This is a genomic window from Bradyrhizobium sp. Arg816, from assembly GCF_029989365.1.
GTDB lineage: Bacteria > Pseudomonadota > Alphaproteobacteria > Rhizobiales > Xanthobacteraceae > Bradyrhizobium.
On the sequence record NZ_JAPRAQ010000001.1, the window covers coordinates 404,659 to 421,186 of the forward strand.

At 64.0% G+C, this 16,528-nt stretch carries 15 protein-coding genes; 9 read left to right on the forward strand and 6 right to left on the reverse strand.

The window, feature by feature from the left end:
• Window positions 1-69: 69 nt before the first annotated feature.
• The 4 genes from OWC48_RS01925 to OWC48_RS01940 all read left to right on the forward strand — a co-directional run bounded on the left by OWC48_RS01925 (window position 70) and on the right by OWC48_RS01940 (window position 4,923).
• The gene (locus OWC48_RS01925; protein WP_282518409.1) at window positions 70-2,229 is read left to right on the forward strand and encodes an indolepyruvate ferredoxin oxidoreductase subunit alpha; all 2,160 of its coding nucleotides are present in this window, start codon (window positions 70-72) and stop codon (window positions 2,227-2,229) included.
• Window positions 2,226-3,791, forward strand: coding sequence for an indolepyruvate oxidoreductase subunit beta family protein (locus OWC48_RS01930; protein ID WP_282518410.1), 1,566 nt, complete (start codon window positions 2,226-2,228; stop codon window positions 3,789-3,791). The genes OWC48_RS01925 and OWC48_RS01930 overlap by 4 nt, the downstream gene beginning before the upstream one ends.
• 155 nt (window positions 3,792-3,946) lie before the next feature.
• Window positions 3,947-4,441 carry a MarR family winged helix-turn-helix transcriptional regulator gene (locus OWC48_RS01935; RefSeq protein WP_282518411.1) on the forward strand — a complete coding sequence of 165 codons (495 nt, stop codon included), beginning with the start codon at window positions 3,947-3,949 and terminating at the stop codon, window positions 4,439-4,441.
• Window positions 4,441-4,923 carry a MarR family winged helix-turn-helix transcriptional regulator gene (locus tag OWC48_RS01940; protein ID WP_282518412.1) on the forward strand — a complete coding sequence of 161 codons (483 nt, stop codon included), beginning with the start codon at window positions 4,441-4,443 and terminating at the stop codon, window positions 4,921-4,923. The genes OWC48_RS01935 and OWC48_RS01940 overlap by 1 nt, the downstream gene beginning before the upstream one ends.
• Window positions 4,924-4,933: 10 nt before the next feature.
• Here the strand turns inward: OWC48_RS01940 and OWC48_RS01945 are convergent, their stop codons facing one another.
• The 5 genes from OWC48_RS01945 to OWC48_RS01965 are packed head-to-tail and all read right to left on the reverse strand — an operon-like array spanning window position 4,934 to window position 10,070.
• On the reverse strand, window positions 4,934-5,662 hold the full coding sequence (locus OWC48_RS01945) for an SDR family NAD(P)-dependent oxidoreductase (RefSeq protein WP_282518413.1): 729 nt from the start codon (window positions 5,660-5,662) through the stop codon (window positions 4,934-4,936).
• Between the two features lie 2 nt (window positions 5,663-5,664).
• Entirely contained in the window at window positions 5,665-7,281 is a 1,617-nt protein-coding gene (locus OWC48_RS01950; RefSeq protein ID WP_282518414.1) for an ATP-dependent acyl-CoA ligase, read from the reverse strand.
• 7 nt (window positions 7,282-7,288) lie between these two features.
• Window positions 7,289-7,765, reverse strand: coding sequence for an aromatic-ring-hydroxylating dioxygenase subunit beta (locus OWC48_RS01955; RefSeq protein WP_014496307.1), 477 nt, complete (start codon window positions 7,763-7,765; stop codon window positions 7,289-7,291).
• On the reverse strand, window positions 7,762-9,102 hold the full coding sequence (locus OWC48_RS01960; protein WP_282518415.1) for a Rieske 2Fe-2S domain-containing protein: 1,341 nt from the start codon (window positions 9,100-9,102) through the stop codon (window positions 7,762-7,764). Before OWC48_RS01960 ends, OWC48_RS01955 begins: the two co-directional genes overlap by 4 nt.
• 17 nt (window positions 9,103-9,119) lie before the next feature.
• Window positions 9,120-10,070 carry a PDR/VanB family oxidoreductase gene (locus tag OWC48_RS01965; protein ID WP_282518416.1) on the reverse strand — a complete coding sequence of 317 codons (951 nt, stop codon included), beginning with the start codon at window positions 10,068-10,070 and terminating at the stop codon, window positions 9,120-9,122.
• A 448-nt stretch (window positions 10,071-10,518) separates the two neighbouring features.
• On the opposite strand from OWC48_RS01965, the gene OWC48_RS01970 reads away from it, so the two are divergent.
• On the forward strand, window positions 10,519-11,442 hold the full coding sequence (locus tag OWC48_RS01970) for a catalase (protein WP_282518417.1): 924 nt from the start codon (window positions 10,519-10,521) through the stop codon (window positions 11,440-11,442).
• Window positions 11,443-11,450: 8 nt separating this feature from the next.
• On the opposite strand, the gene OWC48_RS01975 is transcribed toward OWC48_RS01970, so the two are convergent.
• Window positions 11,451-12,380, reverse strand: coding sequence for an AraC family transcriptional regulator (locus tag OWC48_RS01975; RefSeq protein ID WP_282518418.1), 930 nt, complete (start codon window positions 12,378-12,380; stop codon window positions 11,451-11,453).
• Between the two features lie 430 nt (window positions 12,381-12,810).
• On the opposite strand from OWC48_RS01975, the gene OWC48_RS01980 reads away from it, so the two are divergent.
• From OWC48_RS01980 to OWC48_RS01995, 4 genes are all read left to right on the forward strand, one after another.
• Complete coding sequence (locus OWC48_RS01980; protein WP_282518419.1) at window positions 12,811-13,764, forward strand: AraC family transcriptional regulator; 954 nt, start codon at window positions 12,811-12,813, stop codon at window positions 13,762-13,764.
• A gap of 51 nt (window positions 13,765-13,815) precedes the next feature.
• Window positions 13,816-14,766, forward strand: coding sequence for an AraC family transcriptional regulator (locus OWC48_RS01985; RefSeq protein ID WP_282518420.1), 951 nt, complete (start codon window positions 13,816-13,818; stop codon window positions 14,764-14,766).
• Window positions 14,767-14,867: 101 nt separating this feature from the next.
• Entirely contained in the window at window positions 14,868-15,161 is a 294-nt protein-coding gene (locus tag OWC48_RS01990; RefSeq protein ID WP_282518421.1) for a hypothetical protein, read from the forward strand.
• Between the two features lie 116 nt (window positions 15,162-15,277).
• Window positions 15,278-16,483 carry an NAD(P)/FAD-dependent oxidoreductase gene (locus OWC48_RS01995; protein WP_282518422.1) on the forward strand — a complete coding sequence of 402 codons (1,206 nt, stop codon included), beginning with the start codon at window positions 15,278-15,280 and terminating at the stop codon, window positions 16,481-16,483.
• Window positions 16,484-16,528 lie beyond the last annotated feature (45 nt).

Below are 16,528 nucleotides of genomic sequence, written 5' to 3' on the forward strand. Positions count from 1 at the left end.
GATAGCATGGCGCGGCGTTGACTTACTTCATATATAAACGTATGCTATCGCATATTTCTGGAGGGTGCAATGGCTGAACGGTCTTTTGCTCGCGAAGTCGAGGATCTCCGGCTCGGCGATGGCGATACGTTCCGCGGCGAAGGCATCCTCGCCATCACCAAGGCGCTGCTGCAATCGGGCGTCGCCTATGTCGGCGGCTACCAGGGCTCGCCGATCTCGCATCTGATGGACGTGCTCGCCGACGCCAAGGACGTGCTCGACGATCTCGGCGTCGTGTTCCAGAGCTCCGCCAACGAAGCGGCCGCGGCGGCGATGCTGTCTGCCTCGGTGATGTATCCCCTGCGCGGCGCGGTGGCGTGGAAGTCGACGGTCGGCACCAACGTCGCCTCCGACGCGCTCGCCAATCTCGCCTCGGGCGGCGTCACCGGCGGCACCATGATCATCGTCGGCGAGGACTATGGCGAAGGCTCCTCCATCATGCAGGAGCGCACCCATGCCTTCGCGATGAAGTCGCAGATGTGGCTGCTCGATCCCCGCCCCGATCATGAATGCATCGTCAATCTGATCGAGAAGGGTTTTGAGCTCTCCGAATTTTCGAACACGCCCGTGATGCTCGAGGTCCGCGTCCGCGCCTGTCACATGCACGGCAGCTTCGCCTGCAAGGACAACGTCAAGCCGGCGCACACCATCAAGGACGCGCTCAACAACCCCAGGCGCGACGTCAACCGCATCGTGCTGCCGCCGGCCGCCTATGAGCACGAGCAGGAGAAGATCAGGACGCGGATGCCCGCGGCGATCGGCTTCATCCGGGACAACAAGCTGAATGAATGGATGGGGCCGAAGCAGGGCAAGGTCGGCATCATCATGCAGGGCGGCATGTACAACAACGTGATCCGCGCGCTGCAATATCTCGGGCTGTCGGATGCCTACGGCAACACGCAGGTTCCGCTCTACATCATGAACGTCACCTACCCCGTGATCGACACCGAGGTCGCGGAGTTCTGCGTCGACAAGGACGCCGTCCTGATCGTCGAGGAAGGCCAGCCGGAATATCTGGAGCAGGCGATCAACACCGTGCTGCGCCGCAGGGACATCCAGGCGCGCATCCATGGCAAGGACGTGCTGCCGATGGGCGGCGACTACACCGCGCAGGTTCTGCTCGGCGGCGTCAGGGACTTCCTGGAGAAGACCGAGCCGCGGCTGCTCGGCAACCGGCCGCCGGCCCCGGACGCCGTTCCCGTGCTCAATCACCCCGCGGTCGAGAAGCTGAAGCAGGTTGTGCCGGCGCGCCCGCCAGGGCTCTGCACCGGCTGCCCGGAACGGCCGATCTTCGCCGCCATGAAGCTCGTCGAGGAAGAGCTCGGCCAGCATCATGTCTCGGCCGACATCGGCTGCCATCTGTTCTCGATCCTGCCGCCCTTCAATATCGGCGCGACCACCATGGGCTTCGGCCTTGGACCGGCCTCGACCTCGGCCTTCAACGTCAAGGCCGACAAACGCTCGATCGCGGTGATGGGCGACGGCGGCTTCTGGCACAACGGACTGACCAGCGGCATCGGCAATGCCGTGTTCAACAAGCACGACGGCGTGTTTGTCATCGTCGACAATTTCTACACCTCGGCGACCGGCGGTCAGGACATCCTGTCCTCGCGCGCGATCAACAAGCGGCGCGACACCAACAATTCGATCGTCAAGGCCGTGAAGGGCATCGGCGGCCAATGGGTGCGCCAGCTCGACCGCACCTATGATGTCGGCAAGATGCGCGACACGCTGAAGGAAGCGCTGACGACCAGGGAGGAAGGCCCCAAGGTCATCGTCGCCTCCTCCGAATGCATGCTGAACAAGCAGCGCCGCGTGAAGCCGCAGATCAACAAGGCCATCAAGGACGGAGTGCGCACCGTCAAGGAGCGCTTCGGTGTCGACGAGGACGTCTGCACCGGCGACCACGCCTGCATCCGGCTCTCGGGCTGCCCGTCGCTTTCGGTGAAGCAGCTGGACGATCCCTTGCGCGACGATCCCGTTGCCGCGATCGACAATTCCTGCGTAGGCTGCGGCAATTGCGGCGAGGTCGCCGAAGCCGCCGTGCTCTGCCCCTCATTCTATCGCGCGGACGTCATTCACAATCCGACCGGCTGGGACAGGTTCAAATCCAGGGTCGCGATGGCCGTGATCGGCTGGTTGCAACGGCGGCGTGATCGCCGGCGTCCGGCACTTGAGGCGTTGGCATGAGAGACGAGACGGTCCGGCTGGCCCTCCCCGCCGCCGGCGAGGCGACCGAGCGGCCAATCTCCATCGCGATCGTCGCGATGGGTGGCCAGGGTGGCGGCGTGCTGACCGACTGGATCGTTCAGCTGGCCGAGAACCATGGCTGGGTCGCGCAATCAACCTCGGTGCCCGGCGTCGCCCAGCGCACCGGCGCCACGATCTATTATATCGAGACGATGCCGCCGCTCGACGGCCGCAAGCCGATCCTGTCGTTGATGCCGACGCCCGGCGACGTTGACGTGGTGATGGCGGCGGAGTTCATGGAGGCTGGGCGATCGATCCTGCGCGGCCTCGTGACGCCGGATCGCACCACGTTGATCGCATCCAACCACCGGTCGTTTGCCATCGGCGAGAAGATTGCACCGGGCAACGGCATCGCCGACGGCGACGCCGTCACCGGCGCCATCGGGGTTGCCGCCAAGACCGAGATCATCTTCGATCTGAACGCGCTGGCGATCGCGCATGGCAGCGTCATCTCGGCCGCGATGTTCGGTGCGCTCGCGGCGGCCGCTGTGCTGCCGTTCAGCCGCGACAGCTATCTCGACGTGATCCGCGCAGGTGGGAAAGGCGCCAAGGCTAGCGTGGAGACGTTTGAAGCCGCGTTTGACCGGGTCAAGACCGGCTCACCCGAGGTCGCAGCGCCAGCGCCATCAAAGCAGGCCGATCACGTCCCCTCTCCCGCCACGCCCGATCCAGAACTCGCCGGGCTCATCGCCAGACTGAAGCAGGAGCTGCCCGAGCCTGCGCTCACCATGGCCCGCGCCGGCTTGAAAAAGGTGGTCGACTTCCAGGACGTCGCCTATGGCGGAGAATATCTCGACATTCTCAAGACGTTGCACACGGCCGACCGAAACGCCGGCGGCGGTGCGCGCGCCTATGCCTTCACGGAGGTGGCGGCGAAGTATCTCGCCAACGCCATGACCTATGACGACGTCATCCGCGTGGCCGACCTGAAGACGCGCGCCGGTCGCCGCGCGCGCATCGAGAGCGAGCTCGAGATGTCCGAGGGACAGGTGCTCCAGACCACCGAATTCATGCATCCGCGCATGGAGGAGGTCATGGGCGTGCTGCCCGCGGGCTTCAGCCGCTGGCTCGGCGCACGGCCGCGCCTGCTCGGCTGGCTCGATCGCCGCGTCAACCGGGGGCGCCGGGTGCGGACCTACTCGCTGCCCTGGTTCCTGACGCTCTACGTCGTGGCCGGACTACGCGGCCTGCGACGCCGCTCGCTGCGTCACGCCGTCGAGACCACGCATCGGGACGGATGGCTCAAGGCCGCGACCGACGCGGTCGCAACCAACTACCAGCTCGGTGTCGAGATCCTGCAATGCCGACGCCTCGTGAAAGGCTATTCCGATACCCACAGCCGCGGGCTGTCGAAATTCGACAGGACACTGGCGGCGATCAAGCTGGTCGAGCGACGCGAGGATGCCGCCGATTGGGCGCGCCGCCTGCGGGAAGCCGCACTGAAGGACAGCGCCGGCAAGGAGCTCGACGGCGTGATCCAGACCATCAAGACTTTTGCATGATTCCATCGGAGGAGGCCGCGGGAGTGGATTGCCGTTCGACCCCCAAGACGTCAGGATCAGGCGACTTGACTACGATTCTCAGGTTGTTAATCGGAGCGAAAGACCCGCGATAATCCCTCCAATCGACGAGACATCTTGTACTCGATGGTCATGCAATGCCGGCAGCACTCAAAGAGAACATTGTTCCCGTCCCTGGGCAGATCGAAACCCGGCTCTGGCTCCAATTGCTGTCGCTGCACGGCGAGCTGTTCGCGTCGCTGAATTCGATGCTGAACTCCGAGTTCGGCCTGTCGCTCGCAAAATTCGACGTGCTGGCCCAGCTCGATCGCTACCGGGATGGCCTCGCGCTCGGGCAGTTGTCGCAAAATCTGAAAGTCACCGGCGGCAATGTCTCGGGGCTGGTGCAGCGTCTTCTCGCCGACGACCTCATCAGCAGGGAAATGTCGAGCGAGGACCGACGGTCCTTCATCGTGCGCCTGACGCCGAAGGGCGACGCGCTGTTCAGGAAGGCAGCCGAAATCCACAAGAAGCATCTCGGCAAACGGCTCGAGAATGTCTCGGCCCGGGAGCTGGACGGTGCGCTGTCCGTACTGAAATCCCTTTCTTCAAAACTTCATACCGAGAGCAAGAAGCAAAGTCGCAAGAGATAATGGCCAGAGAATCCAAGAGCAGATGGAAGTCGGGTCCGCCGAGGACGAGGGACCAGCTGCAAACCTACATCCCGTATCTGTTCAACCGGCTCGCCAATCGCTGGAATCTCGATCAGAACCGCGACCTGAGCGACCACGGCATCAACAATGTCGTGTTCCGGACGCTGTCGGTCCTGTTCATCTACAAGACCCTCACGGTCAACGAGGTCGCCGTTCTCGCGGTGACCGAGCAGTCGACGGCGAGCCGCATGGTCGAGTCCATGGTGTCATCGGGCCTCGTCAAGCGCGAGATCGCTGAGGAAGACCAGCGCCGCCGCGTCGTGGGTTTGACGACGGATGGCGAAGCGCTGCTGCGCAAGATCTGGCCAATCATGGCGAGCAACTACGACAAGCTGATCGAAGGCATCGAGCCTGATGACATCGAGGTCTGCGCGCGCGTGCTGGCCAAGATGGTCGAGAACATCCGCCAGAACCAGATCTAGGTGGCGGGCATTACGGACCGAGCCCGACAAGGCTGGTGCCGCCGCAGACATAGAGCACCTGGCCGGTGACGAAGTCCGAGCGCTCGTCGAGGAAGAAACTGATCGCGTGCGCGACATCCTCGCGCGAGCCGAGCCGCCCGACCGGCACGTTGCGCGCCATCCGCTCCTGCTGCTCGGAGCCCTTGGGAATGATGCCCCAGAAATTGTCGGTCAGGATCGGCCCCGGCGCCACGACGTTCACGGTGATGCCGCTCGCGGCGAGCTCCAGCGCCCAGGTCCGCGCCAGGCCGTGCACGCCGGCCTTGGTCGCGGAATAGGCCGACCGCGTCGCGGCGCCCATCGCGGCGCGCGAGCTGACGAACACGATGCGCCCGAAGCGGCGCGAACGCATCCCCTCCAGCGCCGCCTGGGTCAGGAGCATCGGCGCGCCCAGGTGCAGCTGCGCCAACATCAAAATGTCTTCCGGCTTCGCATCGGGCAGCAGGTTCGGCAGGATGACGCCGGCATTGTGCACGAGGCGATCGACGGCGTGTTCGCGGCAGATCTCCTGCGCGATCGCGCGCGTCTCGTCGATATCGGAGAGATCAGCGCGATAGGCCGCGAGCAGATCATGCGTCCAGTCCGGCTCCTCCAGCCCGACCGAGACCACGCGTTGCCCGCTCTCGACGAGCTTCTTCGCCAGCGCCTCGCCGATCCCCGAATTGCCGCCGGTGATGAGTGTGGTGCGGATCTCGCTCATGATCAAACCTGCCGCCGCTTGAGGTCGCGAAGGTCGAAGAACGCACCGTCAGACATCAGCCTCGCGACAAAGTCCTTCAGGCCGCCGCGCTGGATCTTCTCGGTCGCGGTCAACGGCAGGCTGTCGACGAAACAGATCCAGCCCGGCGCCTTGTAATAGGCCATCTGCTCCAGGCTCCAGCGCACGATCTGCTCGGCGAGCGCGCGGTCGGCACCGGCCTCCTCGGCGATGATGACCGCCGCAACCTCGTCGCCGCGCACCTGATCGGGCGTCGCGGCAACCGCGGCCTGCCGGATCGCGGGATGGCGGTTGAGGACGGACTCGACCTCGACCGCGGCAATGTTCTCGCCGGAACGGCGGATCACGTTCTTCTTGCGGTCGACGAAATGGAGGTCGCCGTCCGCATCGCGCGACACGATATCGCCGGTGTGCAGCCACCCGCCGGCCCACGCCTCGGCGGTGGCGGCCTCGTTCTTCAGGTACTCGCGGAAGAAACCATAACGCGGGTCCGCGCCTGCGCGCCGCACCAGGAGCTCGCCCGGCGTCCCGACCGGCGCGTCGTTGCCGCCGTCGTCGACGATACGAACGTCGACCTCGGGGGCCGGACGTCCGAAACAGCTCGTGCCGATCTTGCGCGGCTCGACATTGGCGGCGATGACGCCGCCGCTTCCCGTCTCGGTCATCGCCCAGGCCTCCAGCAGTGGAAAGCCGAAGCGCTCCTCGAACGGCGCATGCAGGAGCCTGTCGACGCCGGCGCCGAAGCCGAAGCGTACGGTGTGCGCGCGGTCCTGCTCCGATTGCGGCGCGCTCATCAGCATCGAGGGCATCACGCCGAGATAATGCAGACAGGTCGCGCGGCTGTCGCGGACGGACGCCCACCAGCTACGCGGATGGAAGCGATCGAGCATGGTGAGGCTGCCGCCGACCGTCAGCATCGCCATCAGCGACACCGCCATCGCGTTCATGTGAAACAGCGGCAGCGGCGTGATCATGCGCTCACGGTCGGACTTGAGATCGATCAACCCGCCGACATCGCGATACCAGTTCCCGGAATGCAGGAAATATGTGTTGGTGAGCACGCAGCCCTTGGGCTGTCCCGTGGTTCCAGACGTATAGAGCAGCGCGCATTCGCTCGCCTCGCTTGCGGCGGTCGAAGGCCGAGCACCTCCGAAGGGTTCGGGAACGTCGTCCTGATCAGTCACGACCGGGATCGGCCGGCCGGCCTGGCGCGCCGCAGTCTCGACCTCGTCGCGTCGCTCCGCGAGGACGAACGCCGCATTCATCTCGGAATGCGCAATGATGTATTCGAGCTCGCTGATCCGCAAATCGGGATTGATCGGTACCACGGACACGCCGAGCCCGTTCAGCGCGAACCACAGCTCGATGAACACCGGCCGGTTCTGGAGCAGAAGCCCGACCCGGTGGCCTTCGCCATAGCCCCGGCTTGCAAAGGCCGAACGCCAGCGCTCGACCCGGTCGAGCATGGCGCGGTAGGAAATCTCGCCTGCCGCGATGCCATAGATATCGGCGGTCTCCGGCAGCACGTTGAGGAAGCCTGCCTCGTCCCGGCGAGAGGCGGTCTCGCGAAAGCGGGCGTAGACTGTGGTCGCAGCGGACAAGGGGTGCTCACATGAAAAGCTGGATGTTGCCGAACGGCGCGTCGAAATTGACGAGATCGACCCGCTTGAGCTTGATCTTCAGGGCATCGCCGACCTCTACGAATTCGTGCGACGCCCATCCCGAATAGCGCTCCAGCAGATCGCCGCGGGTCTCGGTATAGATGTAGGACGTCCGCGCCTTGTAGACGCCTGCAGCCGGGTCGCACGCCACGATCCGCGGCGCTTGGAGAAGATGATGGCAACGGCTCTTCGGCTTCTGGCTGAAGGTCCGCTCGCCGGCGAGCCGCTCGACGCGGACCTTCAGGAGCAGCAGATCCTCGTACATCAACGACGGCTGCAGCACCGGATCCTGCTGCTGCCATTCGAGCGGCATCCAGTAGCGCCCTTCGGGGTGAAACAGATCGAGCCAGGCCTGCCATTGCATCGTGTCGAGCAGCTCGGCTTCCAGATAGATGAAGTCCGTGATGGCCTTCTCGTCGATCATTCCGCGGCCTCGGCGCGCTTGTCCATGTCCATGGTCATGAATTTTGCCCAGGCGTGGAACTGGTTTCGCATCTGTCGCTCGGACGTGCCGTTGATCACGGCCGTGACGTCCTGCTCTTCATGGCTCTCGTAGAGGCGCCGCAGATTGACCCAATGATTGCCGTTCGACTTCAGCCCTTCCTGCGCACGCTCGTACATTTCGAGATCGTCGTGCCCGACGATCGAGGTCGGCGCGTTGATGAAGCGGTTGTACATCAGCGCCCGCTCATAGAGCTTGTCCGGCGCCCCGACCAGGCGATAGACCCAGCTCTCGACCAGCGTCTTGTCGACCGCGATCGGGATGAAATTGCGCAGGATCTGGACGGCACCCTTCACCATGATGTTCGGGAAATACACGGTGTTGTGCCTGACCTCGCCGAGGATCTCGTGCGCCCGCTCCTCGCCATAGGCCGCGACCATCTGGCCGAGATAGCCTTCGATGTCCGAATAGTTGGAATGGATGGAGTTGGCGACGCCGGTATGGCCATGGCCGTTCGGCCAGATCCTGATGCCGCTCTGTTCGTAGAACTCGTACGGGCTCATGAAGGGACCGTAGAGCTGCACCGCCATCGGCGTCTCCGTGGAGGAGCCCTGCTCGCGCTTCCAGACCTTGACCGCGGTACCGGCCGAGCTCTCATGCGCCACCATCGGATGGCAGGTGTCGGTCTGGTTCTCGACCAGCATCTTCCAATTGCAGGTGTGCATGTAGCGGATCGGCGTCGCCTGGACTGCGAGCTTCCCCTCCGGCGAGCGGTCGACCATGTTGTCGATGGTCGAAAGGCTCTCGCCGAAATAATCCTCGAAGGACACGCCGTCGTCGCTCAGGCGGGCGAAGATGAAATCGCGATAGATCACGACGTTCCTGACCTTCGACAGTCCCTCATTCGCCTGCGTGTCGCCAAAGCCGGTGCCCTCATAGCCCTTCTTCAGAGGGATCGCGAGCAGCGAGCCGTCGGTCTTGAACGACCAAGCGTGATAGGGGCAGCGGAAGAACTTTCCGGTGTTGCCGCAGGGCTCGGAGGCGATCTTCACGCCCTTGTGCGGACAGCGGTTGTAGAAGACGTGGATGGAGCCGTCGGTGTGGCGGCTCGCCAGCACCGGCTGACGACCGATATTGGCGGTGATGAAATCGCCGGGCTTTCCCAGCTGGCTTGCATGTCCGACATAGATCCAGCTGTTCGGGAACAGGTGCTCCATCTCGAGCTCGAAGATCTCGGGGTCGACATAGACGTCGCGGTGCACCTCGGCCTCGCGCACCAGCGCCGCGATCGCGTCGGCATTCTGTCCGTATTTCGCCATGGCGTTCCTCGCCTCCCCTAGAGATCCAGCACCAGACGTTCCGACTTCGCGCGTGACACGCAGATCTGCATGACCGTGTTGGACGCCCTCTCGTCGTCGCTGAGGATGACGTCGCGATGGTCGGGCACCCCTTCGATCACGCCGCACTGGCAGATGCCGCAATCGCCGCGCTGGCAGTCGTAGAGCACGTCGAGACCCGCGGCCTCCAGCGCCTGGATGATGGTCTGACCCGCTGCGACGCTGACGACCTGCCCGGTCGATTTGACCTCGACCTCGAACGGCAAGTCGGGCGAGGACGATTGCTCGGCCTTGAAGAGCTCGTAGTGGATGCGGTCGGCTGACACACCCGCGGCAAGCGCACCGGCCTTCACCGCGTCGATCATGCCCGAAGGGCCGCAGACATAGACATGGGCGTTTGCGGCGGCATCGCCGAGCGCCGCTGCAATGTCCAGGCGGGACTCGTCGCCGTCGTAGTGAACGGACAAACCCCCGGCGCAAATCTCCTGCAGGTGCGGCAGGAACGCGAGCAGGCCTTGCGTGCGGCCCGCATAGTGCAAGCGATATGGGCTTCCTCGGGCCGCGAGATTCGCCGCCATCGACAGGATCGGCGTGACACCGATGCCGCCGGCGAACAGCAGCGCGGGCGCCGCTCCCTCATGCAGATGAAAATTGTTGACCGGCGCCGTTGCCTTCACGACATCACCGATCTTCAGCGCGTGCATGAACTGCGAGCCGCCGGTCGAAGCCTCCTCGCGCAGCACCCCAAGCGCCAGCGTACCCTCGGGGAGACCCGGCAGAGCCATCAGCGAGTACGGCCGGTCGCCTCCATTCGGCAGCGCCACGCGGACATGTGCCCCCGCCTGCCATCGCGGCGCGACGCCGTCCTCCACGCCAAACACAAGGCTCCGTATGAACGGCGTCTCCGTGGCATACGATCTGACCTTGAGCTTGAGCGGATGCGTGTCCATTCAGGCATCTCACGAATTATATGAATTTGCATATTTTTAGACATGTAATAATTAGCTGTCAATCGTCGGCGCCCGCTCTGGCTCGGATTGCAGTCCTGGGCACGTCTCATTGGTGCAGGACGGTTGGCCCCCTCGGAGGTCGCCCACGCCGCAGGGGATGACGGATCACTCCGAAGAACGACCGGCCGTGCTTTCAATGGACTTTGCTGCCCGTGTACGCGCCGCCTTTGAGCGCCCGCCCCGATCCATGATGGACCGTGGGAAGATTTCAACTCAAGCCATTCATTTTGCTAAGATATTACATCGCCGGCGATCCGCCGGCGCAGTGTTCAGTGCCCTGGTGACCGCGCAAGATGACAGCAATCGCGCTGCAAGCACAGCAATCGCTCTGGAGCGGGGAAGCATCCACGCCGCTAACGGTTGAGGGGAGCAAATCCAAGACCAAGCCATGTCCCTGTTCCCGAGCGGCACCGCCACCCCCGCCTCCATTGTCGAGGCTCAGCAAGCCGTTCTGGGCAATCCACCGAAGGCACGCGCGAGCTTTGCCAAGGGCCGCTGCGTCCGCGGGACCTACATCCCTTCGGATCGGGCCGACGAGGTCACGAAGTCGCGGAGCTTCACGACACCATCGCGCGTGCTGGCGCGCTTCTCGGTGGACGGCGGTCCCCGCGGATCCGAGACCAGGGATCTCACGCTGCGCGGCTTCAGCTTCAGGCTCGGCGACGACGAGCATCGCTCCGACATCCTCACACAGAGCGCTCCGGTTCATTATGCGAGGACGCTCGATCAAATGCTGGCATTCCTCACCTCGCGCATGCCTGGTCGCGACGGCAGGCCGGACCTGGAGAAGATCAAGGCCTTCTCCACCGCCAATCCCGAAACGCTGCGTCAAGCGAACTACATCGCCACGCATCCGCCTCCGCCGAGCTTTGCCGGCACGACCTACTGGGCCGTCCACGCCTTCCCCGCAACGAATTCGAAGGGCGAGACGCAGTTCATCAAATTCAAGGTCGTCCCGGTCGGTAGCGAGCTTGCGGCGATCGGGCGCAAGGCCAGGACGATCTCGGCCGACGTCCTGCACGACGATCTCAAAGCAAGGATCGCGACGCGCGATATCCGGTTCAGCCTGATGGCACTGCTCGGCCGTCCCGATGACCCGACGCAGGATGTCACTATCCGGTGGCCGGATGAGGACAGCCGGGAAGCCGTACGGCTCGGGACGATCGTGATCACCGCGATCGAAGCGAACGAGACGTGCGATACCTCCGGCTTCGATCCGGCGAATCTTGCGGAGGGCATCGGTTATCCGCCGGATGAGATCTTCGCGGCGCGCCGCGCCGCCTACGCCGATTCACTGGCGCAGCGCCGCTGATCGGACGATCACGTCTCGCTGTCCCTGATGCCGAGCGCTTCGCGGCGCCATGCCGCCGGGCTGACGCCCACCTGCGCCGAGAACACCTTCGTCAAGTGGCTTTGATTGGCGAACCCGACCGATATCGCAATCTCGGACAGCGGCAGGTCGCGCAGGGTCATCAACTGCTTTGCCGCCTTCACACGCTGGCGGAGCAGCCACTGGTGAGGCGGAAGGCCGGTCGAGATTCGAAACGCACGGGAAAAATGGCTCACCGAGAGATCAAACTCGGCCGCGATCTGTTGCAGTGAAAGCGTCCCGCCGAGATCCGAGTCGAGCCTTTCGCAGGCTCGCCGCACCTGCCATGGGGAGAGACCGCCCCGAGCCGCATCCGCGATGCGCTGCCATCCGCCATAGGTCTCGGCAATGTGGGCCGTGAACGCAAGCATCATGTGGTCGATGAAGAGCTGGTTGGCTTCTGCCGGACGACGCAGTCCTTCCAACATCAGGGCACCGACATGGCGCATGATCTCGTCGTCATGGCCGAAACCATACCGGCATGCGAGGTCGCCAATGGGCGGCGTGCGCGCTTCTCGCGCGATTCCGTCGAGCGTCAGGCGGGGAAGATAGAAATGGACGGAATGGAACGGCTTGTCGATGACGAAGCGCGGATCGTGCCGGAGATCGTACAGATATGTCGTGCCGGCCCTGACGTCCGTCTTCGTGAAGCACTTGCCGTGCTCCCAGAGCTCGCAGTCAGGATAATCCTGCAGTTTCAGGCTGACGAGATAGGCGTCGTCGGCGAGCGAACCGGAAAGCCCCTCGACCGGCTCACTGTTCATGGTCTCGGTGACCGCAAGGTCGACGCCTCGCCGCGACCGCGTGATCAGCGACGGCGGTGCATCCGCCAGGCTCAACTGCCGCTTGACCCTCTGTCCGAAGGTGCCCGCCAGTGCCATTAGATCGACCCATCCGTGGAATTTTGACCAGGCAACCATCCGACTGCCGTCGCCCTGGAGGTCGGTAGCATTATCCGCTTCGGAGTACGGCGGTCCAGTTGCGTCGCGGCGTGATTTGCGATTGTGACGGGCCCGCCGCCTCGATTGTGGCAAGGCCCTTTTAAGAAGCGATTTCAGTATCTAACGCGTAAATCATGAGCTTGATTCTCCGCAGTCGTCCGGGGATCGCCGATCACGAGATCTCGCGTCCGAGCGCTTTGAGCAGAATCAGGACAAACACCGCGGTTTCAGGAAAGACCCCGTAGTCCCACGTGCCTAGAAACCCTCACCGAGAGCTCGCGGCGCCCTGCGGCACCACTACCGGCGCAAAAGAAGCGATGGCTTCACGCCGGGCGACGCGAGTGCAAGGCCCCTGAAGCGAGCACGTCCAATGAGCAAACCGATCTCGCACAATTCTGCGCGTGAAAATCCTCCGGCCGCATCCGAGCCAAGCCAGGGCCAGTCGTCGACGACCGGGCGGCGCGCCGCTGATGCCGAGATGGCGCGTGTGCTCCACACCGAACCATTTCGCGTGGCCTTGGACTCCTCCGGTGCCGGGATCGCCCACTGGAAACACGAACCGTTGCACGACGTCGTCGAGCCCATGAGCCACCACGTCATCATGGCCTACAACGGCGCGATGCAGCACATGGAGCGGCGGTCAGGACGGTCGGTTGCGATTGGAACGTTTCGTCGCGGGGTTGTGATCATCATTCCCGAAGGATCGAGCTCTCGATGGGATATTCCGAAGCCTGTCGACGTCGTTCAACTCTATCTCCCTCACGCAACGCTGAAACGCGTCGCCGACGAAGCCGCGAGCGGCACATCGAGCGATCTCCTGGAGCGAACAGCGCATCCTGATCCCATCACGTCCCGATTGATCCTGAGCGCGGTCAACTCGCTGGAGGGCAATGGTGCCCTGGACACGCTGTTCAGGCATCAGTTGATCGACCTCTTGGCGATGCGTCTCCTGGCTGCCCATACCGGCTCGCAAGCCACATTCCAGCCGACCATCGGTGGGCTTTCGCCCAAGGTGCTGGCCCGTGCCGTTGAACGCTTGCGCTCGGACAGCGATACCGACGTCTCCCTCGATGCTCTCGCCTCCGATGCCGGCCTCTCGCGCTTCCACTTCTGCCGCGCATTCAAGGAAAGCACCGGGCTCTCGCCTCACGCCTGGCTGCGCCAATACCGGCTCGAGCAGGCCATGAACCTGCTTCGCGATACCGACGCATCGATCGCCCTGATTGCGGCAGAGCTTGGTTATGCCTCGCAAACGGCCTTCGCCGCGGCGTTCAAGCGATTGAACGGCGAAACGCCGAGCGATTGGCGACGACGCGTGCGTTAGCAGCAACGCTTCGCAGGTCCCCAAGTGCCTTCCGAACGCGAGACTAACTCCATGGACAAGCCCATCCTGCACGATCCTTTGGGGGCTCTGCTTGCCGCAACCGATGCGCGCCACAGCGATTCGCCGAACGTCGAGCGGCGGCGTGCCGATGTTGAGATGGCGCGCATCCTCAAGACCGCGCCGTTGCAGATGGCTTCGGACCCCTCCAATGGCGGCATCGCGCATTGGAAGCACGGCGCTCTGCACGACGTCGTCGAGCCCATGACCGACCACGTCATCATGACTTACCCCACAGGGGTTCAGCGCCTGGAGCGACGCGCCGGAAAATCGGTTGCGATTGGAACGGCCCGTTCCGGAGTCGTGACGATCATTCCGGCTGGTTCGAGCGCCAGATGGGATATTCCCGGTCCTGTCGATGTCGTCCAGCTGTATCTTCCGCACGCAACGCTCGAACGCGTCGCCCGCGAAGCCGACGCGCCCATTCCCGGCGATCTTCTGGAGCGAACCGGGCATCCCGACCCAGTCACATCCGGACTGCTGATGAGCGGGGCGGATGTGTTGGAGGGCAACGCGGTCCTGGATGCACTCTTCAGGCAGCGACTGACCGATATCCTGGCCACGCGCATCCTGGCCGCGCACATCGGCGAGCCAACCGCCGTCGAGCCGATCATAGGCGGGCTGGCTCCCCAAGCTCTGCGACGCGCGATCGAACGCTTGCGTTCGGACAGCGATTCCGACGTCTCTCTTGCGGCGCTCGCGTCGGACGCCGGCCTGTCTCGCTTCCACTTCTGTCGTGCTTTCAAGGAAAGCACCGGTCTTTCGCCGCATAGCTGGCTGCGCCAGCACCGGCTCGAGCAGGCCATGAACACGCTGCGCGACACCGACATTCCGATCGCCACGGTGGCGGCAGAGCTTGGCTATGCTTCTCAAACCGCCTTTGCCGCCGCGTTCAGACGATTGACGGGAGAAACACCGAGCGATTGGCGACGTCGCATGCGCTAAGCAGCAATCACTCTGCAGGCAGAGCAATCGCTCTGGCGCAACCGCAGGTCCGCTCCGCTAAATGATCAGGGTGCCCTCGATCCAATAGACGGAGACGAACAATGACCTGGAAGAACTTCGTTAGTCCGGTCAAACTCGTGCCGCGACGAAGGATGGCCGCAAGCGCCATCATGTACGGACTTTCATTGGCCGTTCGCTTCACCTCGGCAACCGGCGAGGAAGTGGAAATACCGGCGCAGTCCGTACACAACGCAGGTCCGGTGATGTCCATCATCGACAGGGATGGCGGCCGGCTTCCGTACGCCGACTGGCGTCCGAACGCCATTGGGCCAATTTTCTTTCGTCACCGCTGGCCGGCGCCGATGGCTTCGATGCCAAGCTGCCCCTCTCCCTGACAATTCGCGATCTCACGTCACGTCTTCGCGTCATCGGCCTCGACGATCCGCCACGAGAGTGGCGGCGGCGGTGACGCGCCCATGCCCGGAAAGCTCAATCCACAGGAGATAATCAAATGCGACTCGTCATTATCGGCGCCGGCTTTGCCGGCATGTACGCCGCACTTTCCGCCGCACGCCTGCGGGACATTCAGGGCGCTTCGCCCGAACAACTCGAGATCGCGCTTGTTGCACCGGAGCCGACGCTCGTGGTCCGGCCCCGCCTCTACGAGAGCAAGCCGGAAACCCTGACGGCACCTCTGCAAGACGTATTGAAGGCCATCGACGTCGTCTACGTGCAAGGCAGCGCCGGGACCATCAATACCAAGTCTCGTGCGATCGAGCTCGTCACGGCGGAAGGCGCGAAGCAGACTCTCTCCTACGATCGGCTGGTCGTTGCCACCGGCAGCCGGCTTTTCCGGCCGAACATCCCCGGCATTGCCGAACACGCCTTCAGCGTCGACAAGCTCGACGATGCGATTGCGCTCGAGCGACATCTCCATGATCTGGCCGACCGGCCGGCAAGGAACGGACGCGATACGGTCGTCGTAGCCGGCGGCGGATTCACCGGTATCGAGACGGCGACGGAGATGCCGGCGCGGCTGCGTGCGGTCCTCGGCAAGAACGCCAAGGCACGCGTCGTCATCGTCGATCGCAACAGCACGATCGCTCACGATATGGGCACGGATTCCCGCCCCGTCATTGAGGATGCGCTGCGCAAGCTCGGCGTGGAGACCCGCCTCGGCACCGGTGTCGCATCGCTCGACAGGTCTGGCGTCACGCTTTCCAGCGGTGAACACATCGAAGCGGAGACCGTGATCTGGGCCGCGGGCATGCGCGCCGCTCCTCTGACCGCGCAGATCCCGGCCGAGCGTGACAATCTGGGCCGCCTCCTTGTCGACCGCGACTTGCGCGTGCCTGGTGTCGCCGGCGTCTTTGCCACCGGCGATGCCGCCAAAGCAGCGTGTGACGACGTCGGCAACCACGCGCTGATGTCGTGCCAGCATGCCACGCGCATGGGCGCATTTGCCGGCAACAATGCCGCCGCCGAGCTTTTGGGTGTCGCGACCAGGCCTTATCACCAGAAGGCCTACGCCACCTGCCTCGATCTGGGAGAAGCCGGCGCGATCTTCACGCGAGGCTGGGAACGGAAGCTCGAGCTCGTCGGCGACGAGGCGAAGCGGACCAAGCAGCAGATCAATACTCTATGGATCTATCCGCCCCGAGCGGAACGCGCGGCCGCGCTGGCCTCGGCGGATCCGGAGCACGTCGGCGAGGTGTAGCTGCCTCACGCGAAACCGGGCCGCGCCGACCGTGCGTTGGCACGG

Coding starts and splice junctions, on each gene's coding strand:
- OWC48_RS01925 (WP_282518409.1), top strand. CDS start 70: ATGGCTGAACGGTCTTTTGCTCGCGAAGTCGAGGATCTCCGGCTCGGC.
- OWC48_RS01930 (WP_282518410.1), top strand. CDS start 2,226: ATGAGAGACGAGACGGTCCGGCTGGCCCTCCCCGCCGCCGGCGAGGCG.
- OWC48_RS01935 (WP_282518411.1), top strand. CDS start 3,947: ATGCCGGCAGCACTCAAAGAGAACATTGTTCCCGTCCCTGGGCAGATC.
- OWC48_RS01940 (WP_282518412.1), top strand. CDS start 4,441: ATGGCCAGAGAATCCAAGAGCAGATGGAAGTCGGGTCCGCCGAGGACG.
- OWC48_RS01945 (WP_282518413.1), bottom strand. CDS start 5,662: ATGAGCGAGATCCGCACCACACTCATCACCGGCGGCAATTCGGGGATC.
- OWC48_RS01955 (WP_014496307.1), bottom strand. CDS start 7,765: ATGATCGACGAGAAGGCCATCACGGACTTCATCTATCTGGAAGCCGAG.
- OWC48_RS01960 (WP_282518415.1), bottom strand. CDS start 9,102: ATGGCGAAATACGGACAGAATGCCGACGCGATCGCGGCGCTGGTGCGC.
- OWC48_RS01965 (WP_282518416.1), bottom strand. CDS start 10,070: ATGGACACGCATCCGCTCAAGCTCAAGGTCAGATCGTATGCCACGGAG.
- OWC48_RS01970 (WP_282518417.1), top strand. CDS start 10,519: ATGTCCCTGTTCCCGAGCGGCACCGCCACCCCCGCCTCCATTGTCGAG.
- OWC48_RS01975 (WP_282518418.1), bottom strand. CDS start 12,380: ATGGCACTGGCGGGCACCTTCGGACAGAGGGTCAAGCGGCAGTTGAGC.
- OWC48_RS01980 (WP_282518419.1), top strand. CDS start 12,811: ATGAGCAAACCGATCTCGCACAATTCTGCGCGTGAAAATCCTCCGGCC.
- OWC48_RS01985 (WP_282518420.1), top strand. CDS start 13,816: ATGGACAAGCCCATCCTGCACGATCCTTTGGGGGCTCTGCTTGCCGCA.
- OWC48_RS01990 (WP_282518421.1), top strand. CDS start 14,868: ATGACCTGGAAGAACTTCGTTAGTCCGGTCAAACTCGTGCCGCGACGA.
- OWC48_RS01995 (WP_282518422.1), top strand. CDS start 15,278: ATGCGACTCGTCATTATCGGCGCCGGCTTTGCCGGCATGTACGCCGCA.